This window comes from uncultured Turicibacter sp. (genome assembly GCF_938044715.1).
In the GTDB taxonomy this organism is placed as follows: domain Bacteria; phylum Bacillota_I; class Bacilli_A; order MOL361; family Turicibacteraceae; genus Turicibacter; species Turicibacter sanguinis.
Genome location: NZ_CALIOS010000043.1, coordinates 1 through 18,188, shown reverse-complemented (window position 1 = coordinate 18,188; position 18,188 = coordinate 1). Strand labels below are relative to the sequence as shown.

Annotated in this window: 20 protein-coding genes; all 20 read right to left on the bottom strand. The window is 34.6% G+C overall.

The annotated features are described in order from the left end of the window. Positions 1 to 286 precede the first annotated feature (286 nt). A complete protein-coding gene (locus tag QWC74_RS04265; protein ID WP_278473825.1) occupies positions 287 to 979 on the bottom strand; it encodes a hypothetical protein in 693 nt (230 codons plus the stop codon). An 863-nt stretch (positions 980 to 1,842) separates the two neighbouring features. Continuing rightward, on the bottom strand, positions 1,843 to 2,040 hold the full coding sequence (locus QWC74_RS04260; RefSeq protein ID WP_155235766.1) for a hypothetical protein: 198 nt from the start codon (positions 2,038 to 2,040) through the stop codon (positions 1,843 to 1,845). A gap of 70 nt (positions 2,041 to 2,110) precedes the next feature. Further along, entirely contained in the window at positions 2,111 to 2,962 is an 852-nt protein-coding gene (locus QWC74_RS04255; RefSeq protein ID WP_155223049.1) for an N-acetylmuramoyl-L-alanine amidase, read from the bottom strand. A gap of 1 nt (position 2,963) precedes the next feature. Then, a complete protein-coding gene (locus QWC74_RS04250) occupies positions 2,964 to 3,227 on the bottom strand; it encodes a phage holin family protein (protein ID WP_155223050.1) in 264 nt (87 codons plus the stop codon). After that, positions 3,227 to 3,514, bottom strand: coding sequence for a hypothetical protein (locus QWC74_RS04245; RefSeq protein ID WP_155223051.1), 288 nt, complete (start codon positions 3,512 to 3,514; stop codon positions 3,227 to 3,229). The genes QWC74_RS04250 and QWC74_RS04245 overlap by 1 nt, the downstream gene beginning before the upstream one ends. Positions 3,515 to 3,617: 103 nt before the next feature. Next, on the bottom strand, positions 3,618 to 5,777 hold the full coding sequence (locus QWC74_RS04240; protein WP_288993930.1) for a BppU family phage baseplate upper protein: 2,160 nt from the start codon (positions 5,775 to 5,777) through the stop codon (positions 3,618 to 3,620). Beyond that, entirely contained in the window at positions 5,767 to 7,833 is a 2,067-nt protein-coding gene (locus tag QWC74_RS04235; RefSeq protein ID WP_288993929.1) for a phage tail spike protein, read from the bottom strand. The genes QWC74_RS04240 and QWC74_RS04235 overlap by 11 nt, the downstream gene beginning before the upstream one ends. Positions 7,834 to 7,845: 12 nt before the next feature. Further along, complete coding sequence (locus QWC74_RS04230; protein ID WP_288993928.1) at positions 7,846 to 8,505, bottom strand: hypothetical protein; 660 nt, start codon at positions 8,503 to 8,505, stop codon at positions 7,846 to 7,848. Beyond that, positions 8,502 to 11,702: a phage tail tape measure protein gene (locus QWC74_RS04225; RefSeq protein ID WP_288993927.1), complete on the bottom strand. Its 3,201-nt coding sequence runs from the start codon at positions 11,700 to 11,702 to the stop codon at positions 8,502 to 8,504. Before QWC74_RS04225 ends, QWC74_RS04230 begins: the two co-directional genes overlap by 4 nt. A gap of 17 nt (positions 11,703 to 11,719) precedes the next feature. Further along, entirely contained in the window at positions 11,720 to 11,908 is a 189-nt protein-coding gene (locus tag QWC74_RS04220; protein WP_155230011.1) for a hypothetical protein, read from the bottom strand. Positions 11,909 to 11,964: 56 nt separating this feature from the next. After that, the gene (locus tag QWC74_RS04215; protein ID WP_155223183.1) at positions 11,965 to 12,312 is read right to left on the bottom strand and encodes a hypothetical protein; all 348 of its coding nucleotides are present in this window, start codon (positions 12,310 to 12,312) and stop codon (positions 11,965 to 11,967) included. 74 nt (positions 12,313 to 12,386) lie between these two features. Continuing rightward, positions 12,387 to 12,974, bottom strand: a complete 588-nt coding sequence (locus QWC74_RS04210; protein WP_288993926.1) for a major tail protein — start codon at positions 12,972 to 12,974, stop codon at positions 12,387 to 12,389. A 14-nt stretch (positions 12,975 to 12,988) separates the two neighbouring features. Continuing rightward, a complete protein-coding gene (locus tag QWC74_RS04205) occupies positions 12,989 to 13,336 on the bottom strand; it encodes a hypothetical protein (protein ID WP_278475101.1) in 348 nt (115 codons plus the stop codon). Continuing rightward, positions 13,333 to 13,698 carry a hypothetical protein gene (locus QWC74_RS04200; RefSeq protein ID WP_155223180.1) on the bottom strand — a complete coding sequence of 122 codons (366 nt, stop codon included), beginning with the start codon at positions 13,696 to 13,698 and terminating at the stop codon, positions 13,333 to 13,335. The genes QWC74_RS04205 and QWC74_RS04200 overlap by 4 nt, the downstream gene beginning before the upstream one ends. After that, positions 13,686 to 14,042 (bottom strand): phage head closure protein, encoded by a 357-nt coding sequence (locus QWC74_RS04195; RefSeq protein ID WP_155232704.1) that lies wholly within the window; start codon positions 14,040 to 14,042, stop codon positions 13,686 to 13,688. The genes QWC74_RS04200 and QWC74_RS04195 overlap by 13 nt, the downstream gene beginning before the upstream one ends. Before the next feature lies 1 nt (position 14,043). After that, complete coding sequence (locus tag QWC74_RS04190; protein ID WP_288993925.1) at positions 14,044 to 14,334, bottom strand: head-tail connector protein; 291 nt, start codon at positions 14,332 to 14,334, stop codon at positions 14,044 to 14,046. Position 14,335: 1 nt separating this feature from the next. Further along, positions 14,336 to 15,658, bottom strand: coding sequence for a phage major capsid protein (locus QWC74_RS04185; RefSeq protein WP_288993924.1), 1,323 nt, complete (start codon positions 15,656 to 15,658; stop codon positions 14,336 to 14,338). Between the two features lie 7 nt (positions 15,659 to 15,665). Next, positions 15,666 to 16,304, bottom strand: coding sequence for an HK97 family phage prohead protease (locus QWC74_RS04180; RefSeq protein WP_155223176.1), 639 nt, complete (start codon positions 16,302 to 16,304; stop codon positions 15,666 to 15,668). Further along, entirely contained in the window at positions 16,297 to 17,544 is a 1,248-nt protein-coding gene (locus QWC74_RS04175) for a phage portal protein (RefSeq protein ID WP_288993923.1), read from the bottom strand. The genes QWC74_RS04180 and QWC74_RS04175 overlap by 8 nt, the downstream gene beginning before the upstream one ends. A gap of 4 nt (positions 17,545 to 17,548) precedes the next feature. Beyond that, on the bottom strand, positions 17,549 to 18,188 hold a 640-nt coding region (locus tag QWC74_RS04170; protein WP_288993922.1), incomplete at its 5' end, for a terminase TerL endonuclease subunit.

Sequence of the window (18,188 nt, the reverse complement as noted above, 5' to 3'; positions counted from 1 at the left end):
AACGTGTAACAATCAGTTAATGATTCCATAAATATCCTCCTCAATCAAACTGTCCTTAGTTTAACCACATGGTATTGCATAATTTTTATTTTTATTTATAATACGTTATAATAGAAATTAAAAAAACGTTGATACTATCATATTTCAGAAGTCTTGTAATGTCATTTTTATTATATTCGTTTATTATAGCTTATAATCGCCAATGTATAGCTTTTGGTGGCAAATTGGTGGCAAAATTAAAACAACAGATAGCAATCGCCGTCTGTTGTTTTTTTGTTTGTATGCACTATCCAATTAACAATTGCAAATCATCAATTTCAATAATCGCATCATTTTTATATTCTGATGTTGGAATTTTTATCTTCACATAATTTACGTCATCAATAGTTACTCCGGCAGGCAAAAACATACCAACTTCAACACCATCTTGAGAGATGTTAGGCTCTAATTTATTTGGGCTTTTAGTTAAATCGTAGTCTTTCTCATATGACTTTCCATCAACAATGAATTCTGCGCTAGTTACATATAACTGATTTTCTTTATTAGAAGTATTTTTTACTGACATCTCAAACTGTAAGGCGCCTCTATTATTATTCGTTAAGATATTTGTGATGATGATTTGGAATCCACCCGTCTCATAAACCTGTGTTAAAGCTGCATCTTTCGCTTCCTGCTCTGCCTTTTCTTTTGCAAGTCTTTCTGCCTCTAACGCTTCTGCCTCTTCGGCAGCTTTCAACTTCTGTTCCTCAGTTAATTTGAAATAAGGTTGTGCTGATTCTACTAGTGCAGATAATTCATCATTAGAATTCTTATATTCAACCAACATTGTCTCATACTCAAACACTGTAGCTTCTAATTGTTCATAACTGTCATGATCTTCAATTGAACAAGCTGGTGCTACTAAAAAACCAATCAAAATACCAGCAACTAACCCACCTAGTCCAATAATCGATTTTAAATTTTTCTTAATAAACTCCATTTAACTCTCTCCTTTTTTCACCAATATTTTACATTTTAATTTTACATTATCCTTAACTTGAACACAATATATAATAGTTATATATTAAAACTCCATTGTAAAAGAAATTGTGGTCAAAATTAAAACAACAGACACGAGAAAAATAGTTCATTCTATTCTCTCCATCTGTTCATCTATCAAACAAGCTCCTACTTGTTTGAATTTATTCCTTATGATAGACTACATATTGATAAAGAGGGATTAAAATAACATAATAGACATTTCTTGCATTTACCTCTCTTTATCTCATTACGGTATTGAATTTATTAGAGTTTTTGATATAATAAAACTGTCTTCACCGAAGACGTTTGTTATTTGTGGATACTTATAAAAAAAGACCTTATATAGATAAGGTCTTTTTGCTTTTACGTGATACTTAATAACAAAATCACTTGCAAATATCGTCGCTATTTGTTATATTTTACTTGTGTGTTCTCACAATCCCACAACAGTATTTTTTAAATAACTAACTCTCTCTTTAAAGTGTTAGTTATTCCCTTAAAACTCTATTTTTTGCTGAGGTCTTAAAGACCTCTTTTTTTATTGTAAAAAAACTCCTAAAACAAAAAGGGAACAGTGATTAAGATCACTGTCCCTGTCTTTCAACTGTATGTCAAATTGAATATCATAACACACTCTATTAATATATCATTTTCAATCTTTAAAGTCTATTCCATAAAAAAAGAAGTAGAAACGGAATTAACCGAATCTACCTCTTTTTTGAGTACCCTACATGATTTATGACCTTATAGGCATTGTGCCATTATTATAACATTCTTCATTGATAATTAAAAGAACTCAGTATATAATAATAGTGAGCTCAATTACTTTTCGGAACTTGTATTTGCAGATACAACTTCCTTCATTCTAAATTTATTGTATAATAAGACTATAAAAATAAAGTATAGTCCTAAAACACAAATAAGAAAAGACATGTCGCCAAACATGTCTTTTTCTTTTATTAATTCTAATATCAATTCGACAAATACGTTTAACAGGATTTCTTTTAAAAATTCTTTCATCTATTCACCTCACTTTCTTTATCATAAAAGCCACTAAGTCATTAACCTAGTGGCTCTTTTGGTGAGGTTGTTATTTAACGTTAATCCAAACTCCTGTATAGAATTTATCTAACTTCGCTTTAATTTTATCCGCATTTGTTCGGTCTTGGTATGATCCACAAATCACTCGATACCATGTTTCTCCTTTTAGTTGAATCACATCAATCCAAACATCTGTAAAACCTTTTGCTTCTAACTTCGCTTTAACTTCATTTGCTTTATTTTTTCCTAGATATGAACCTACGACGACTTGGTACCACTTTTTATCTGTTGTAACCGTTGATGTTGATTGGTTCTCTTCTTGCACTGGCTTTTGTTCAACAACTTTCTTTTCTAATGATAAGTATTGAATCACCGAGTCAGCAATGGCTTTCGCATACGCTCGTTGTCCTTTTTCAGTACACATATACTCATAATCTGATGTAGTGTCCATGAAACCACCTTCTACTAAAATGGCAGTTGCTTGACATGTTAAAACAGTCCATGCCTCTTGTTTCACTCCACGATTTCTTAACCCCGTTGAAGTGGCTAATTTAGGAGCGACAATCTCGGCGATTTTTTTATCTTCTTGTGTTCCCTTAGTATGCCAATAGACCTCAATTCCTGTTCCACCACCGGCATTGTGATGAATTGAGATAAATAAAACTGCACCATAAGTATTACAACGTTTAACACGTTCCAACAAATCAATGTCTGTTTTCCCTGTTGGGTCATCTGTACGATAAATCGTAATCGCATAATCTTTTAAATACTCCATGATATAGAGTAGCACTTTATTATTTAACTCCCACTCTTTAATAATTCCGTATTTTCCATTCATTGTTTGTTTACCTGGTGTGGTTAATCCATGTCCTGCGTCTAATACTAAAATTGGTGTTGTCATCTTATTTTTCCTCCACTTTGATTAAATTTTTAAATAATTGATGTAATCCTGTTGAAGCTAACCCACTAAAAAGCCCACCTAAGACGATAGATGGGTTAATGGCACTATTTATCCAAATGTTAATTAAAAGCCCTAGAATCGACAAAATCATAGGAATAAGGCTATTATTTACTTTAGGGATACTGGTTTTAATCACATACCCCACACATAAACAAATCCCCACAATAACAGGGATGAAATACTCATTTAAAAATGTGATATCCATTACTTATCCTCTCCACTCGTTAAATTTTTTTCTTTAATCGCTTCTACGACACTTTCCTTAACTAACTTAATCTCTTCAACTAACTCATCTTTATAGAATACTAACCCTGCGATTAAAAATCCATAGGCCGCATTTGTAACCATGAAATGACCTAATGCCAGTCCAGAAAGTAGTAAGATTAAGGCCACATATTGCCTCTTAATCGGTGGGTCCCATTTTTTAAGAAACAATCCCTCTACAATAAGGATTCCAGTTAAGACTACATAATTTGATAATTCTAATGACATTTTTTTTTGCTCCTTATAATGAAAGGCCACTCATTGAGTGACCTAATAAATTTTGATCTTTAATGTGTTAATTTTTGACTTTTGATTTACTACCTAATTATTTCTAGTTAACTTGCTGCTTCGAGTATATGACCGTAAATATCGTATCTGAATCTTGTCTATCAATGACATCTAGAGTCACAACATTGTTTGAGACACTATAATTAAATGGTATCCCTTTGTTATTAGTTACCAACAATTCTTCTTCCGCAACTGCGTCAACACGATTATATCTTAACGATAGGTTCACTGTTGTGTTGTAACTTAGACAAGTGGCTTTAAATAATCCAAAATCAACACGTTTTCCTGTACCGTATTCTCGTAAATCATAAACTTCTAATTTGTCGTAAGTTGCATATGTATCTAAGATATATGTTTTTAAATGAGCATTTTTCACCGATAATAAAGGAATTGGAGTCGTTGTTTTTATTGAACCATTTATTTTCACGTTATAGAATCGTAACGGAATGGGAACACTCGTTTGAATGAATACACTATGCTCCTCATCTAGTGTAATATTTTCAAACAAAATGTTACCGCCATCCATGTGAGTCACGCCAAAAATAGGCGATGTTCGAGATGGGGTGCATTTAAACGTTGTATTTTTATAAATATAATTCATTGTCATTTTACCACTTGCTTTTACACTATCAACAAATGAAAAATAACCGCTCAAACAAATCACTCTGCAATTATTAAAAGTCGTCACAGGATTAGTATCTAATGACATGGTTTGATTCCACACGGTTCCATTAAGATCAATAATACAGTTATTAAATAGAGCAATCATGCCATAATAGACATTCCCACCTATTAAATGACTATTATGAATTTCTATGTTAAATGCACCAGGTTTTGTAATAGGCGTAGAAACATTCCAGCCTGTAAAATCATTCACGATGTAGTGCAAACGTCTACCATTAAAATATAAATTATCAATAAATAATTTTTCTAATGCTGTATTAACACCAAAAATACTAACATCTTCACCTGTAATAGAACCATTCTTCAAAGTAACATTTAATGTATCAAAAGCTTGGATGAATTGTCGGTCAGAGGCGCTAGGTGTAGAATCCATTTTAAACTCAAACCCATCAATTGTAATTTGGTCGTGTTGAATATCTCCATTAGTCTTATTTCTTAACTTGATAACTGCTACTGCTCGTTGACTGTTAGATGAACCGACACCAATGTTCTTACAATACAAATGATTAAATCTTATATCCTTAACGTTAGAACCACCAAAATAAAATCCATGTTCTCCGATATTTTCTATTTTAACATTGTTGAAAATGATATGGTCTAAATTTCCGTCAGAATTAAATGCACTTTCAACTGTATTCATGATTTCTAATCCATTAATAATTAAATCAGATGAGTTTGATATATTTAGTAATGATTGCGTTCCAAAATTGTTGCTCTCTCCGATATTGCCTCTATTTCCATCCAATTTTAATGAATTAATTGTGCTCTGTCTTAGATTATTCATTGTCACAGTCCCGATGAGTGGAGTTTTATCAGCTACTGGTTGAATAGTACCACTACAATTAATGACAATACCGACTTTATCTTCTAAGGTCACCCTATTTTTAATGAGGTATTCACCATCAGGAATCAATAAAATACCACCATTTTTTAAATCATTAAATGCCTGCTTAAAGGCATTATCCCATACAATGGTATCATTATATCTTTCGGTTAAGGATTGGTAGTTAGCTACATTGACTGTTAATTGTGACAGTTGTGCATTCATTTTAGCCACTTCATCATCGATTTTAGCATCCATTTTTACAAAATTATTTTTATACTGTTGAGCTTCAGCAAGTACATTGACTAATGTTCCTAACTCATCTGATGATATGGTTTTAGTTCGAGATAGAGATTTACTAACCTCAATCGTGAATTGATTCGTTGTAAATAAGGATTCGTTCTCTCCATAAATTTCGAATTGAGCGACCACATCTCCCGCTACGGCATTCAGTTGTTCCGTTAGCTCTAATTCAAATCGTCCTATGGAGGCATCAATTTCTCGTAAATCATTAAATACCTCCGTCTTATCTGGTTTAATGGCACGGATCGTCGCTCTATGCTGTCTTAAATCAACGGATTGTGAGCTTTGTAGAAAATTAATTTCTATAAAGCGACTATTCTTATCGAACTGGACTGAATGGATGGTATCATCCATTTTTTTATTGATATCAAAATAATAAGCTTTAGGCTTCATCTTCTTCACCTCTCAAATTTTCTAAATCTTTCAACCTAGAATTTAACGACTTAACAACTTCAACCAATCCAGCGACAATTGATGATTGATCAATATGTTTTTGATTTCCGATATCGGTCATAACAAGATCATCGTCATTGGGTAGTATCATCATTGTTAAATCACCATCGTTATCAACCTTTATCGTGGTTTCTAAGTTAAGTATTGAGTCAACAATATTCATCTTAGTTTTACCACAAAAAAATGGATGATCTTCATCCAGTGATAAGATATAAGCCGCTGGTGGAGATTCCGTATTCTGATATAGACCTCCTTTAATCACCCATCGACCTCTTCGAGCATCATAGAATCCATTTGTTAGTCCATTGTTATCTTGAATGCCTAGAGAATTCCAACATAAAATCGACATATTATGATATCCATACTTATCTGATCTATCATCATTTCCTAAAGCTAGACCATTAACACCAACATTTTGACCTGGGCGTTGACTCAGTAACAATCCACCGCAAATATCAACGGTTGCATTCCCATAAGATAAATCACGATCTACATCTATTGATAATATTTTTAAATCATCATTTCCCGCAAAAATTGAGAACGTGTTGGCGCCAAATAATTGCACTCTTAAATCATCGTCAACCGTCCCATAATACCCCATAAACTCACCAGTTCGAGAATTATAGACATTCATGACTCCGCTATTTAATAAAATTGTCATAATTTCATTATTGAGAACTCCAAGACCTTTATCGTTGAGCTTAATTCCATTCGAATTTTGACCATTATTGATAGCCATATTTACCGCATCAGAACGTACCTCAATTTCTGCCGATAAATCTTCTTTTGCAACTTTAAGATTAATCTCATCAATTAACTGTTCAATCTTACTATACATATCTTCACTTAAGTCCGTGATAATACTTTTGAAACTGTCAACTTTAACGTTAATATTAGCAACTGTCTTTTCAATTGTGACAGTATATGATGGAGAAGCACTACTAATTGTGATATCTGTATACTCACCTTTAACAAAATTATAGTTGTACTCCATCATTCGAGCTTCAGTTCGTTGTCTCAATCCTCTTTTAATCGCAATAACAGAATCTCCAATATCAAGCTTTAAAAGCTCCTTTAATTCATCAGATATCTTTGGATTATTCTGTCCATCGTCAAATGTGATAGTCCAACTTAAGACTGGAAGGTCTATTTTACTCTCGGTAAATAGCTTCATTCCGGCTTCTCGTAATAGATTGATGGCATCTTCTTTCATGACCCCATTCGCTTCATCAACGCCGATTTCCGGGAACTCAACGTGTTTATAATAAACCTCTGAATACATAGCAATATTCGGACTATCTAAGAAATACTCGGGCAACAATAACTCATTAGCTCCCTGTGGTATTATCCGTGTAGCCACTGGCTTATAGTCAAGATCACGAAGAAACCTTTCCATATTCTTGTCATCTCGAATTACAAATCCTGTATCCTCTCCCACGCGATTTTGAATTTGTATTTCAAAATTATTAAAATCAAATTCGACATTACTATATCGATTCAAGATTGTATTCTCTTTATTCCCCATCAAGGCAACTAACGGATTATATCTCACAATTTGAAGGTTTTTTCTTTCCTCTGAGGGTTCTAAGTCAACAACTGTACAACGATGAGGTTTTGTATCCTGTGCCTTATCTAAGATGTACTGTGCTGCCTCCAAACGTGTCTTAGCAACACTATTTAGGTGTGGGATAAAACCATTTGATAGTTCCCCCCACACAAACTGATAAGCTGTAAATGTAATTCCTGTATCGTCATCACTCAAATCAAAAATTTTGAATAATTGATACTTATTTTTTTTACTTGGTGTTGGAATCTTTACGTACATGAGTGGTAGCAACTTATGTATATGACGGTCTGTCAAACTGACTTTAAATGTGGCATAGAATTGACCATTTAACTGTCTAAATATATTGTTTTCATTTTCATCTACAAAAACTTTAAACTCTCCGTTATGCTCAAAGTTCGTTTCATTTTCATCATAGCAACTAATATACATTATCTCACTCCTTTATAAAACCCAACGCGGGACGATAGTTACCTTCGTCAATGAATTTGTCGTACTACTAACACTAATTCGGTTTGATCCATTATCTAATACCGGGAACTCACCATACATATCCCTATTTTTCAAAGAGATAGCTTGATTAGAATAACCTTCGTAGCATTCTTGAATTTCGCTATCCAATGTTACAACACCATTCACATTTTCAATCATACAATAAGTGAACTCATTAATCGTAATATCAATATTCCCGCTACCTTCAATCGTGATTAATGGAAGCGATGAGTAATTTCCTTCATTAAAAATCATCAGATTATCAAAGTTATCTTTAAAAACAATTGGCATCATCTTAATGGGACAATATTTATCCACCTCAAATATGATGTTAATGATAGTGAAGGTTTTATTTTTGCTGTACTCAGTGGCAATAATATTACTAACATTAAAGGTACGGTCATCATAACTAAATTTTAATTGCCCTTCATTAATAGATAACCATCTTCTGATTTTTAGAAGTTTTTTTTTATTTGTTTCAAATCCTAGTACACAGGTGATTTGAGGGTTATTCGTTTCAGATACGCTCGCTAGTGGTAACACTGGTAACGTCTCAAAATAAAGATCATACTCCTCTAGGCTATTCTCATCATTAAATACAAAATAATTCATCCTGATTGCAAACCTCCAAAACTCATCTGTTTATTTCTCTTAGCTAATGTACGGTCAATGAATGTCACGTTTTTCTTAATGATGTAGTTATCGCCTAAATCGATTAAAACTTGCCCTTCAAATTGAGGAGTTAGGTTAATATTTTGATTTGCATAAGTATTTCGTTGACTATCTCTAAATCTAGCCAGTGTTTCAAGTTGGCTCATCATAGAGCGCTGAAGTTGACTATACATTGCATCATTTAAGGCTTTATAAGTTGATTTATTTCCACTTTCAGAAACCCTTCGAGTCATCACTGTATTAATCGTTTTATTTTCAATAACGGTCGTTTTTTTCTTTGGCTCCCACTTATCCCAGGTTCCAAATAATCGTTGCCATTTAGTGATAATATCTCCAGTTGTGGTATCTACATTTGTTATCAATTCTTCATTCATTTCAAAAATTTTATCGACAGATTCATCACGTGTCTTTTGTGCAGCTGCTATGGTTTCATCGCACTGTTTATTTGCACTCTCAACCAATTTCTCATATTGTTCGTCTGAAATTGCACCCGTTTTATCTCTCATGTCAATATAAGCCTTAACTTTCTCATCCCGTTCTGTTTCAGCTGCTTCAATCACTGCATCTCGTTGTTCATTCAATGACTTAATTTTCTCACTTGCCATTTCTGCCGTAATTTCAATATCTTTGTCTTTCATTCGACTTAAAATAACTTCTGCCTCTGCTGCCTGTTCAGATAAGGCAGTCACTGCATCATCTCGCATTTGATTTTGTAAAGCTGTAATCGTATTAACCTCTGTCTCTGTTAAAGCTCTTTTCTCATTAGCTGCCTGTTCATAAATAGCTGTAATCGCCGTTTCGTTGGTCTCAATCATTTTAGCTTTATCCTCATAATAAGTTCGAGTCTTCTCTAAAATATCTACTTGTTCCGCAGCACGAATTCCTGAATGATTTCTAAATGCTTCCGTTAATATTGCCAACTCATCCTCTTTATCTTTCTGTAATTCTTCTTTAATCATAGTCCCCATCTCACTATAAGTTTGAGTAATCGTCGTAGCCATCTCTGATGTAAGGGTGGTAGAATCTACATACAAATTCATTAGTGTTTCCCTTGTAGCCACATCCATATCCAAATAGGCTTGAACTTGTTTCTGTGTTTCTTCGCATATGGTTTGAGTCGTATAAGTCGTGATTTCTCCATATTGTGTCATAGCTGTTCCTGATGCAACTAAAGTATCCGCAAATAAATCAACCGTTGGAATGACTTCTTGTGACATCTGGTGATGAATCGCAACCCCTGTCCCAACAACTGCCGCACCTGCTAATAACCAAGGACCCGCTGCTACCGCCATAGCCCCTAAGCTTGACACCATCGCTCCCATCCCTGTGGCTCCTGCCGCTGTACTAGCAGCCGTTCCAGCTGCTGCGGCTGTGCCGCCAAATTTACTCGCCCATCCAATAGCAGTCGATAATCCTTTTGATAGTGTTCCTACGGTTGAAACAGTTCCACCTATTGCCTTACCACTGACACCCACTGCTATCCCCATTGCTGTCATATTGACAATAGAGTTGAGAGTTTCTTCGTCCATATCCTTAATGACATCCGTCACTTTATTAACAATCCCTATAAATTTATCAATCATAGGGATTGCATCTTCGCCTAAATCAATAAAACTATTTTTTAATTCATTCAACGATCGTTGAAGTTCATCCGACTTCGTACTTTCGATTTTGTTTAAGGCAGTATTGGTTGCCCCTGCTGCGTTTTCCATTTGAGCGCTTTTAGATATAAAGTTATCATATTGTTCACCCGTTAAAGCTAAAACAGCGGTTAATGCTTCGGTTGAACTAAAGAGTTCCCCCATCTTATCCGATGAACCCCCTGTTTCTTTTTGTAAAATTTCAAGAACTCCCACAAATCCTTTAGCCTCTAACATGGCCTGTGAGTTCGAATATCCATATTTCTCAATTAACTTCTGCATTGCAGTCGTTGGTTTAATTAAATTACTGAATACCGCTTTTAATTGAGTTGAAACTTCCGCTGTATTCCCTGTCACACCCGTTAATGTCGCCATGCTTCCAAATAATTCTTCTAATGACATATTTAACGTTGAAGACAATGGGAATAAAGCCTTCATACTACTAGCCATTTCTGGGAATGTCGTAACCCCCAATTTAGCCGTTTGAAAAGCTAAATCTGAAATCTTTTTAGCAGTTTCATCATTAACTTGTCCATACCCTTTCATCCCGGCCGAAATTAAGGAAACAGCGTCACTAACTTCTGCACCTCCGGCTTTCGCACTCTTCGTCATCGTTTCAAAGATTTTAGTTGTTTCATCTCCTAGATCACCTAAAGAAGAAATGGCTTGATACATCCCATCTGAAACGGTCCCAATCGCAATTCCTGTCTCATCAGATAATTCTAAGATTTTATTTTTATATTTATCTAAATTCTTCGTATCATCTAGTAACGTATTAATATTAGCTAGATTTTTCTCAAATGACATCGACATAGCAGAACTCGCCCCGATAAGGGTTGCCACACTAGCACTAATCCCAAGCACTTTATCACTAGCGTGACTAATTGCCTCACCCGCACTCTTTGCTTTATCTCCGAATTGATCTAACCTTTCAGATGCAGTTTTTAAATGATTATTTTGTTCCTGCATTTTTTTGTTTTGGCTACTAATCTGATTTTCTAGCCCCTGAATCTCACTTTTAGCATTCATAATTTGGCTTTCATATTCGGCCACTCGTTGAATGTTACTTTTAATCGCACTCTCATTTTTGTCATAGGCCTTTTCAGCTGCTTCTAGGGCTTCTTTTGCCTCTTTAACTGCTTCAGATTCTTTACCATGAGCTTTTTCTGCTTTTGCTAGAGCTTCTTTTGCCTCTGTAATCTTTTGATTTAACTGCTCACGAGCTTTCACATTTGTATCAATCGTCTGTTGAGATTTACTTAAAGATTGACTAAATAGTTCAATTTTTTTTCGATTAAGTTCAATCTGTTGGTTCATTTTTTCTTGAACCTTTGCGACGGTTGATGAACTGGTTCCAAATCCTTCTAGTTCTTTTTGAGCTAAGCGAGTTTCAGCTCTAGCTAATTTCATCTGCTTATTAACTCCATCCAAGCTACTATTATATTTACTCACATCGGCTTCAAAAACGGCTCTTATTCGTTTCACCTCATCTGCCATTTATCTCACCTCCTTATTTAAAAATCAGTTGAATAGGTAACAGGACGCCCCCATTTTTCTAACGTTTCTTGGGATTGATTTATGGAATGTTTTGACTCAACCAACATCCCGTTTTCTTTTAACCAATAACGATGAAGTCGATTAATTCGTCTCAATGTACTTCCCCAAAACTCTTCCTCCGTAAAATTCAAACGAGTTTTAGCCACATATAACAACCACTCATAATCAATTTTCAGTTCACCGTTCGATGTTGATTGAGTTTCTATTTTTTTTGAGCTTCATCCTCATCATCTGCAAAATAGCCAGTCACTAGATCCGTTAAAATGTGATCAATTTGAGTAAAAGTATGATTATTTAATGGAAATAAACAATTAAACTCCTCTAATGTTAAATTCGGCTTTTCAACACAACAGGCGCATAAAATTTCTAATCCTTTTTTATAAAAACAATTGCTTCCGGGTTTAAATAAATCTAAAAAGATTCGAGTTGCTTCAACCGAGCTTCCAACTATATTTTCTAATCTCAACATAGCAGTCATATCCAACTTAAAGGTTAAATACTCTCCTGTTTTGGTTTTCATACGATACGAATTATCTTTTAAATTAACCATAAAATGACCTCCTTCTAATGAAATAGACTAGGTTTGACCTAGTCTATTTTGAGTTGCAAATTTAATTGCTATTATTATTCGAACGTTGGAGTAGGAACTGATGCAAAGAATGATTCAACTTCTTTTAAGCTTTTTAATGTTTTAGAGGCATCTACTGTTCCATCATCTAATGGCTTAAAGTTTCCTGTAATCGTCTTGGGTTGATAGTTAGCAGAACCTTCAGATGTTGCCGCTGTGACTCCTGATGGAACAAATTTTCCATCATAAAAAACATAGCCTTTATAGATACCTCCTGCTTTCTCTACCGTAAACATAATAGCCACATCTGCCGGAACATCATGGATACTCCGAACTAGAAGTCCATTATTGTCTTTTTTATGCCCTAATAGAGCCATTTCATGTTCTTCTTCAATATCTCCGGTAGAAATTGTAATCGGAACATCACCTAAAACAGAATGAGTGAATTTATTCACCCCTTCTGCATAAAAAGGAGTTGAATTATAACTTTTTTCGATTCCAATTTCTGTTAAGTTAGGCAAGTAAACCGGGGCTCCATATCCCTCCTCTTGCTTGATGGCATAATAAACTTTATGACAGCTCACAATCGGTAACGGATTGTCTGTACTTGCTGCTCTCGGTTGAATAGTTGCACTTTTTGTCATATTATTTCCTCCTTCTAATAATCAAATGAAAATCGTAAGCATTTAAAAAGGAGTCCGGTTTGTGGATCTACATCCTCATAAACGGCTCCCTTTTTCCACCCTTGCTCTTTCGCAAGGGTTCGAATAACATTTTCAATTTCTGTAAAATCAGTGTTGCTGTTAATATCTATTTGAATATAATGACGTGTCTCTAATTCTTTTCCTTCAGCGTAAAAAGCTCCTGACTCATCATAAAATAAGTACGTGCAATACGGGACCTTAACGTCTGAAACAGCTTTTAAGCGATAAACGGTTCGATTAGGTAACAGCGCGGTTAATCTTGAGTCCGATAATATTTGAGTCACATAAGATTGATAGCTCATGACTTCATCTTCCTATCTACTAACTCTTCTCTTAATGATTTAACAAAATCATCTTCACTTTCACGAATGGAACGTTCAAACCATCCGATATGTTTCCCTGATTGACGAACATTTCGAAACTCTTGGAACATAGCCTGAAAATTGTTTAAATAAATCGTTCCGGTACATCCCCCAAATGGATTTCTTTTGACTTTTATTTTAATCGATTTTTTAGTCAATCCACTTAACTTCGGTGCATTTTTATTCACCCTAGCTTTAGGAATGCTTAGTGTTCGTTTCAAGACAACCGCTACCTCTTCATCTTCAATTTTCATATCTGAACATAGGTCAATAAATTCATCAAATCCCTCTAAGGTTGACATATTTTCACCAACTCGCATTTAAAGTCCGCAAAGGCATGTTTATTTTTCACATCATGACAATATTTAATATCATAAACATTCCCTTGGTGAATAATCCGATACTTTTTAGTTTCATACGTTGCTAAAATATCTTTTATTTTTTGACACATTCGAACCGTAAAGCCGACTAGAATTTGTGAATGGGTCGCATGAGCTTTAATAAATTCTTTCCCACTAAATTCTTCTTTCCTAGCCCAACATTTATAATATGGAGTCCACGATTCTACAACAAATCCATTTTCATTCGTTTCGTCTTGATCAAATCGTTCAAATATAATTCGTTCAGTCAGCATACATTCTGCCAATTTATTCACTCCTTTCTTTTGCCTGATGAGAAAGTTGAATTAAAATACTTTGCATAACAGGTTTAAGTTTTTCACCTGCTTTTTCAGTTGTCAGTGATCGGTCTTTATATAATTCATGAATAATCGCAAGACAAACAATTTTCGCCTGACTAGAGTTCGATTTGGTTAAATCGAACCCAGTCATGCCTTTGAGTTGTTCTATCGCTGCCTCATTCAACAACGAAAGATAAGCATCATCATCGTCATAATCAATGCGAAGACTTTCCTTTATTTCTTTTAATGATAATTTCATTTTATTTACCTGATTTAGCTTCTTTTAATAAAGAAGCTCCTTTTTTAAGATAGAGTAAGCCTTTAGCCCCTACTAATTTTCCTGTTGAGTCATTTCCAGCTGTCATCTTACCATCTACAATCATTAATGTTTTGTAGATCCATTTATTTGTATCTTCATTAAAATATTTTTTAAAATACATCGCTAAATTTGAATTTAACATATACTGTGATAAATCAACCACCACTCCAAAAATTCCATTTTCATCGCATTTATCAAATCCAGGAAAACGATCTGTTACTAAAACTTCACGTCCATTAATGAGTTTTTGTCCTTTTTCATTAATTCGCCCTAATCCAATTTTTTGACCTGTTGAATCAGTCATTCCATTTAAGTATTTCTCCCATGTTTTTTTCGACATCACATAAATGACACTATCTTCTACCTCTTCTGGAATGGCTGCTTCTACAGTCGCCCATTGAGTCACAGTTCCAATATTATCTGATGTAAACTCAACAATTTGGTCTGCCGGAAGATTAGTATACTTTGTAATTCCTAATGGTTGTCCTTCTCCACTCCCTTCGATAATTGCCTTCTCAATCGCTTGTAACATCGCTTTTTTCAATTGCTTAATAATAGTTGCTTCGAAAACAGGTAGGGAAACCGTTGCAGTTAATAATCCGATGGCTACTTTTGCCTCTAATACATGATAACCAAAACTTAATTTTACTTTCATTTTTGCTTTTTGCTCATCACTTGTTTGATCTTCACTTTCTAACCAAGTTGCAGTCGGATTAATTTCAGAAATTGGAATCTCCACTCCACCTTTAAACGATGTTTGAGTAATGCGTGCTAAAATCTTCCCTTCTGTTGTCATATCTTCGATGACTTTATTTAAGACATTAGTTGGAATAACTGCTGCTACATCTCCTACAATTGTTAATTCATTCGAACGTGCCTCATTTGTATTTGCACGAAACTCTTCAGGAATCGGTGTTCCTTTCGTCACATGATTCATGAAGGCTTTACGATACTCTAATGTCCCATAAATATCTTCCTCATCCTCTTGATAACGTTTAGTCGGTTGATTTCCCGTTGAATAGGTTGCGATTGGATTGAATGAACGTGCTTGAGGTTCTTCTGATGTTTGAGCCGCTACTTGATTATCTTCATTTGGCAAAGCTGCTAACATCCCACGTAATTCAGCAATTTCATCATTTAATCCATCCATTTCTGCATGAATGCTTCGTAGTTCTACCACATCTTCTGATGTTTTTGATTGCTCCACTAATTCTGCTTTTCGTGCTTCTTTCTTTTGTAACATTTCTTCTAATTTCTTTTTCATAGTTTCACTAACCTTTCATTAATATTTGAATTTTTAAACGCTCTATTTCAACTTGATTTTTAGGATTTTCTTTTGCTCGTGCCTCTTCTACTGCTTGTTTAGCACTATCCAATACGGATTTATCCCTGGAACTAATATCCGTTTGATCATAAGCTGGATAATTCACTGCACTAACTTCATAAACTTTTGCAATCTTTAAAATTCGACGTGTCGGCATGTCGGTATCTAAATTCTCCCATTTCTGCTCTTTAATTCGGAACATAAAACTCATACCATCAATGTCACCGCGAGAAATAGAACTATGTAGGGTTTTAGCTTCTGGATTATTCTCAATATCCACATTTGCTCGAATAAAAAGCCCAATTTCATCTACTTCTAACTCCATGGTTGAATTTGTATGACTTGAACGTGATCGAGCAAGAGGAATCTGATTCGTTTCATGATTCACAAATAAAGAAACGTCACTAAAATCACATCCATCAAAAGCCCCTCGTTCAATGATTTCATTAAACCAACCACCAATACTCACCATTTGATTAAATACTGCTGCATGACCTTGGATATTATGACGTTCTTCTGTTGAGGTTTGAAAATCAGACACCGTATAACTTCGTCTAACTGATAGATCATTCATTGAATTACTCATCTTGATTCACCCCTTTCTCCTTTTGAAATTGACTCATTTGATATTGATTAGCAATGTCGCGATCAATAAAGTTTAAACTCTTATTTCGAGTATCTCCGCCTGGAAATGGTGGATATCCAAATAACTCTAATAATTGATTATCTGTTAAAGCTCCCCTATTTCCCAAAATATCAGCTACGGCGATTTTATTTTGAGTATTCGTAAATAGAAGTTTTTGTCCGTAGAAGATAATCTCGTGTCCTGCTTCCAGCTGCTCAATCGAAAATAATGCCTTACTAAACGCTTGTCCGAGTCCAATGATTTCCGGCTCTAAAACTTTCTCATAATAAGCCTGATAATCTTCTTCTGTGAATTTTCCGGTCAGAATTGGTAACGAAGTTCCGTAATGTTTTAATACTTTACCTTCAATAAACTCTAACGTTTCTTTATCCATAATGGTTGGATTGATCGTTAAAGGGACATATTCACTTTTATTGGAAACTGGTAAGATTCCGCTTTGAGAATTAAATATTTTTTGTTCAAATTCTTTTCTTTCCTCTTCCAGCTTCTCCTCATCTAATAAAGCATTAACTTTCAATAATCCGCGAATGGCCAGACTATTTTTTACTGCTTTATCCAATCCCTCAATTAAACTGTGATTAATTTTTAAAATAGGTAATAATGTCTCTGATTTTGCTTTACCTTCATGATTTCCACCCATCAGATCATTATCACTAAACTCTTTTCGCCAATGAATCACTTCATTGTAAGGTAATAGAACAGAATCTGAATTTAAGAAATGAAATTGGACGTATAACTTTCCATGCCCGTCCTCTAAAAAATCAACTTCCGTTGGGTTCAAAGGGTAGAATCCTGTGTAATACTTTATTTTCTCACCATTTATCCACCGTATTTCATATTTCGGATAAATGAAACAGTTATAAGTCTTTTCATGCAACCAGGTACACTTCTCTAAAAAGTCTTTAGTGGTCATGAGTTCATTCGGACCAAACCGTAAAAGCCGATTAATGGAATCTTTTTGAATACTCTGTAACCCATTTTCATCTGTAAAAATATGTTTTGGCTGTAATTTACTGATTTCCGTTGCCTTCGTTCTAATACATGCCTCTACGATATCACTCGCAAACACATCATTTCCGAACTGCGAAAAGACAGGAAGGCTTCCATTAAGCATTTGCGCATAGGATAATTCTTTCTTTTTTCCGTTTTTTAAGCGATTAAATATCGTCTTTAATGCCAATTTATCACCTCACTATCTCTAAATAATCTCTTCGATACCAGTTAAATACGACATAGGCAATAATCATCGTCACCGCACCATCAATATGATTTAACTTAACCCCCTGAACTTTCATCGGCATCATCTTATCCCCCGTAGAATTTAACTTCAGGGCTGTATTTTTCAAACAAAACACATCAATTGGATTTTGATTGTAATTCACCAAATTATTTTTCAAATCACTTTCTAACATCCTCATCGGGTGACTCATGGTGAAGTGATCTTGATTGACACGGACCATATCAAAGCCGTACTCTTCCATTGCTGCAACAAATTGTTTCGATTCCCATTTATCATAACCGATTTTAAATGCTCTAATTTTGTGTTTTTTCCACAACTCAATGAACCAATCCATCACATCTGTGTAATCAACTTCATCACTACTACAAAGGTGTAAATGACCCGATTTTGCCCATTCTAGATATTTATCACGCTCAGATTTCGGCACTTTTTCTAATTTACTCTCGGGAATGAAATATTTTGATAAAAAATACTTTACCTTACTACCAGGTTTCATAATTAACACTCTAGCACTCGTTAAGTCGAATGTTTCCGATAAATCCACTGCACCTATGGCAATGCTATTATCTAAATCTTCAGGTTCA

Coding starts and splice junctions, on each gene's coding strand:
- QWC74_RS04265 (WP_278473825.1), bottom strand. CDS start 979: ATGGAGTTTATTAAGAAAAATTTAAAATCGATTATTGGACTAGGTGGG.
- QWC74_RS04260 (WP_155235766.1), bottom strand. CDS start 2,040: ATGAAAGAATTTTTAAAAGAAATCCTGTTAAACGTATTTGTCGAATTG.
- QWC74_RS04255 (WP_155223049.1), bottom strand. CDS start 2,962: ATGACAACACCAATTTTAGTATTAGACGCAGGACATGGATTAACCACA.
- QWC74_RS04250 (WP_155223050.1), bottom strand. CDS start 3,227: ATGGATATCACATTTTTAAATGAGTATTTCATCCCTGTTATTGTGGGG.
- QWC74_RS04245 (WP_155223051.1), bottom strand. CDS start 3,514: ATGTCATTAGAATTATCAAATTATGTAGTCTTAACTGGAATCCTTATT.
- QWC74_RS04240 (WP_288993930.1), bottom strand. CDS start 5,777: ATGAAGCCTAAAGCTTATTATTTTGATATCAATAAAAAAATGGATGAT.
- QWC74_RS04235 (WP_288993929.1), bottom strand. CDS start 7,833: ATGTATATTAGTTGCTATGATGAAAATGAAACGAACTTTGAGCATAAC.
- QWC74_RS04230 (WP_288993928.1), bottom strand. CDS start 8,505: ATGAATTATTTTGTATTTAATGATGAGAATAGCCTAGAGGAGTATGAT.
- QWC74_RS04225 (WP_288993927.1), bottom strand. CDS start 11,702: ATGGCAGATGAGGTGAAACGAATAAGAGCCGTTTTTGAAGCCGATGTG.
- QWC74_RS04215 (WP_155223183.1), bottom strand. CDS start 12,312: ATGGTTAATTTAAAAGATAATTCGTATCGTATGAAAACCAAAACAGGA.
- QWC74_RS04210 (WP_288993926.1), bottom strand. CDS start 12,974: ATGACAAAAAGTGCAACTATTCAACCGAGAGCAGCAAGTACAGACAAT.
- QWC74_RS04205 (WP_278475101.1), bottom strand. CDS start 13,336: ATGAGCTATCAATCTTATGTGACTCAAATATTATCGGACTCAAGATTA.
- QWC74_RS04200 (WP_155223180.1), bottom strand. CDS start 13,698: ATGTCAACCTTAGAGGGATTTGATGAATTTATTGACCTATGTTCAGAT.
- QWC74_RS04190 (WP_288993925.1), bottom strand. CDS start 14,334: ATGAAATTATCATTAAAAGAAATAAAGGAAAGTCTTCGCATTGATTAT.
- QWC74_RS04185 (WP_288993924.1), bottom strand. CDS start 15,658: ATGAAAAAGAAATTAGAAGAAATGTTACAAAAGAAAGAAGCACGAAAA.
- QWC74_RS04180 (WP_155223176.1), bottom strand. CDS start 16,304: ATGAGTAATTCAATGAATGATCTATCAGTTAGACGAAGTTATACGGTG.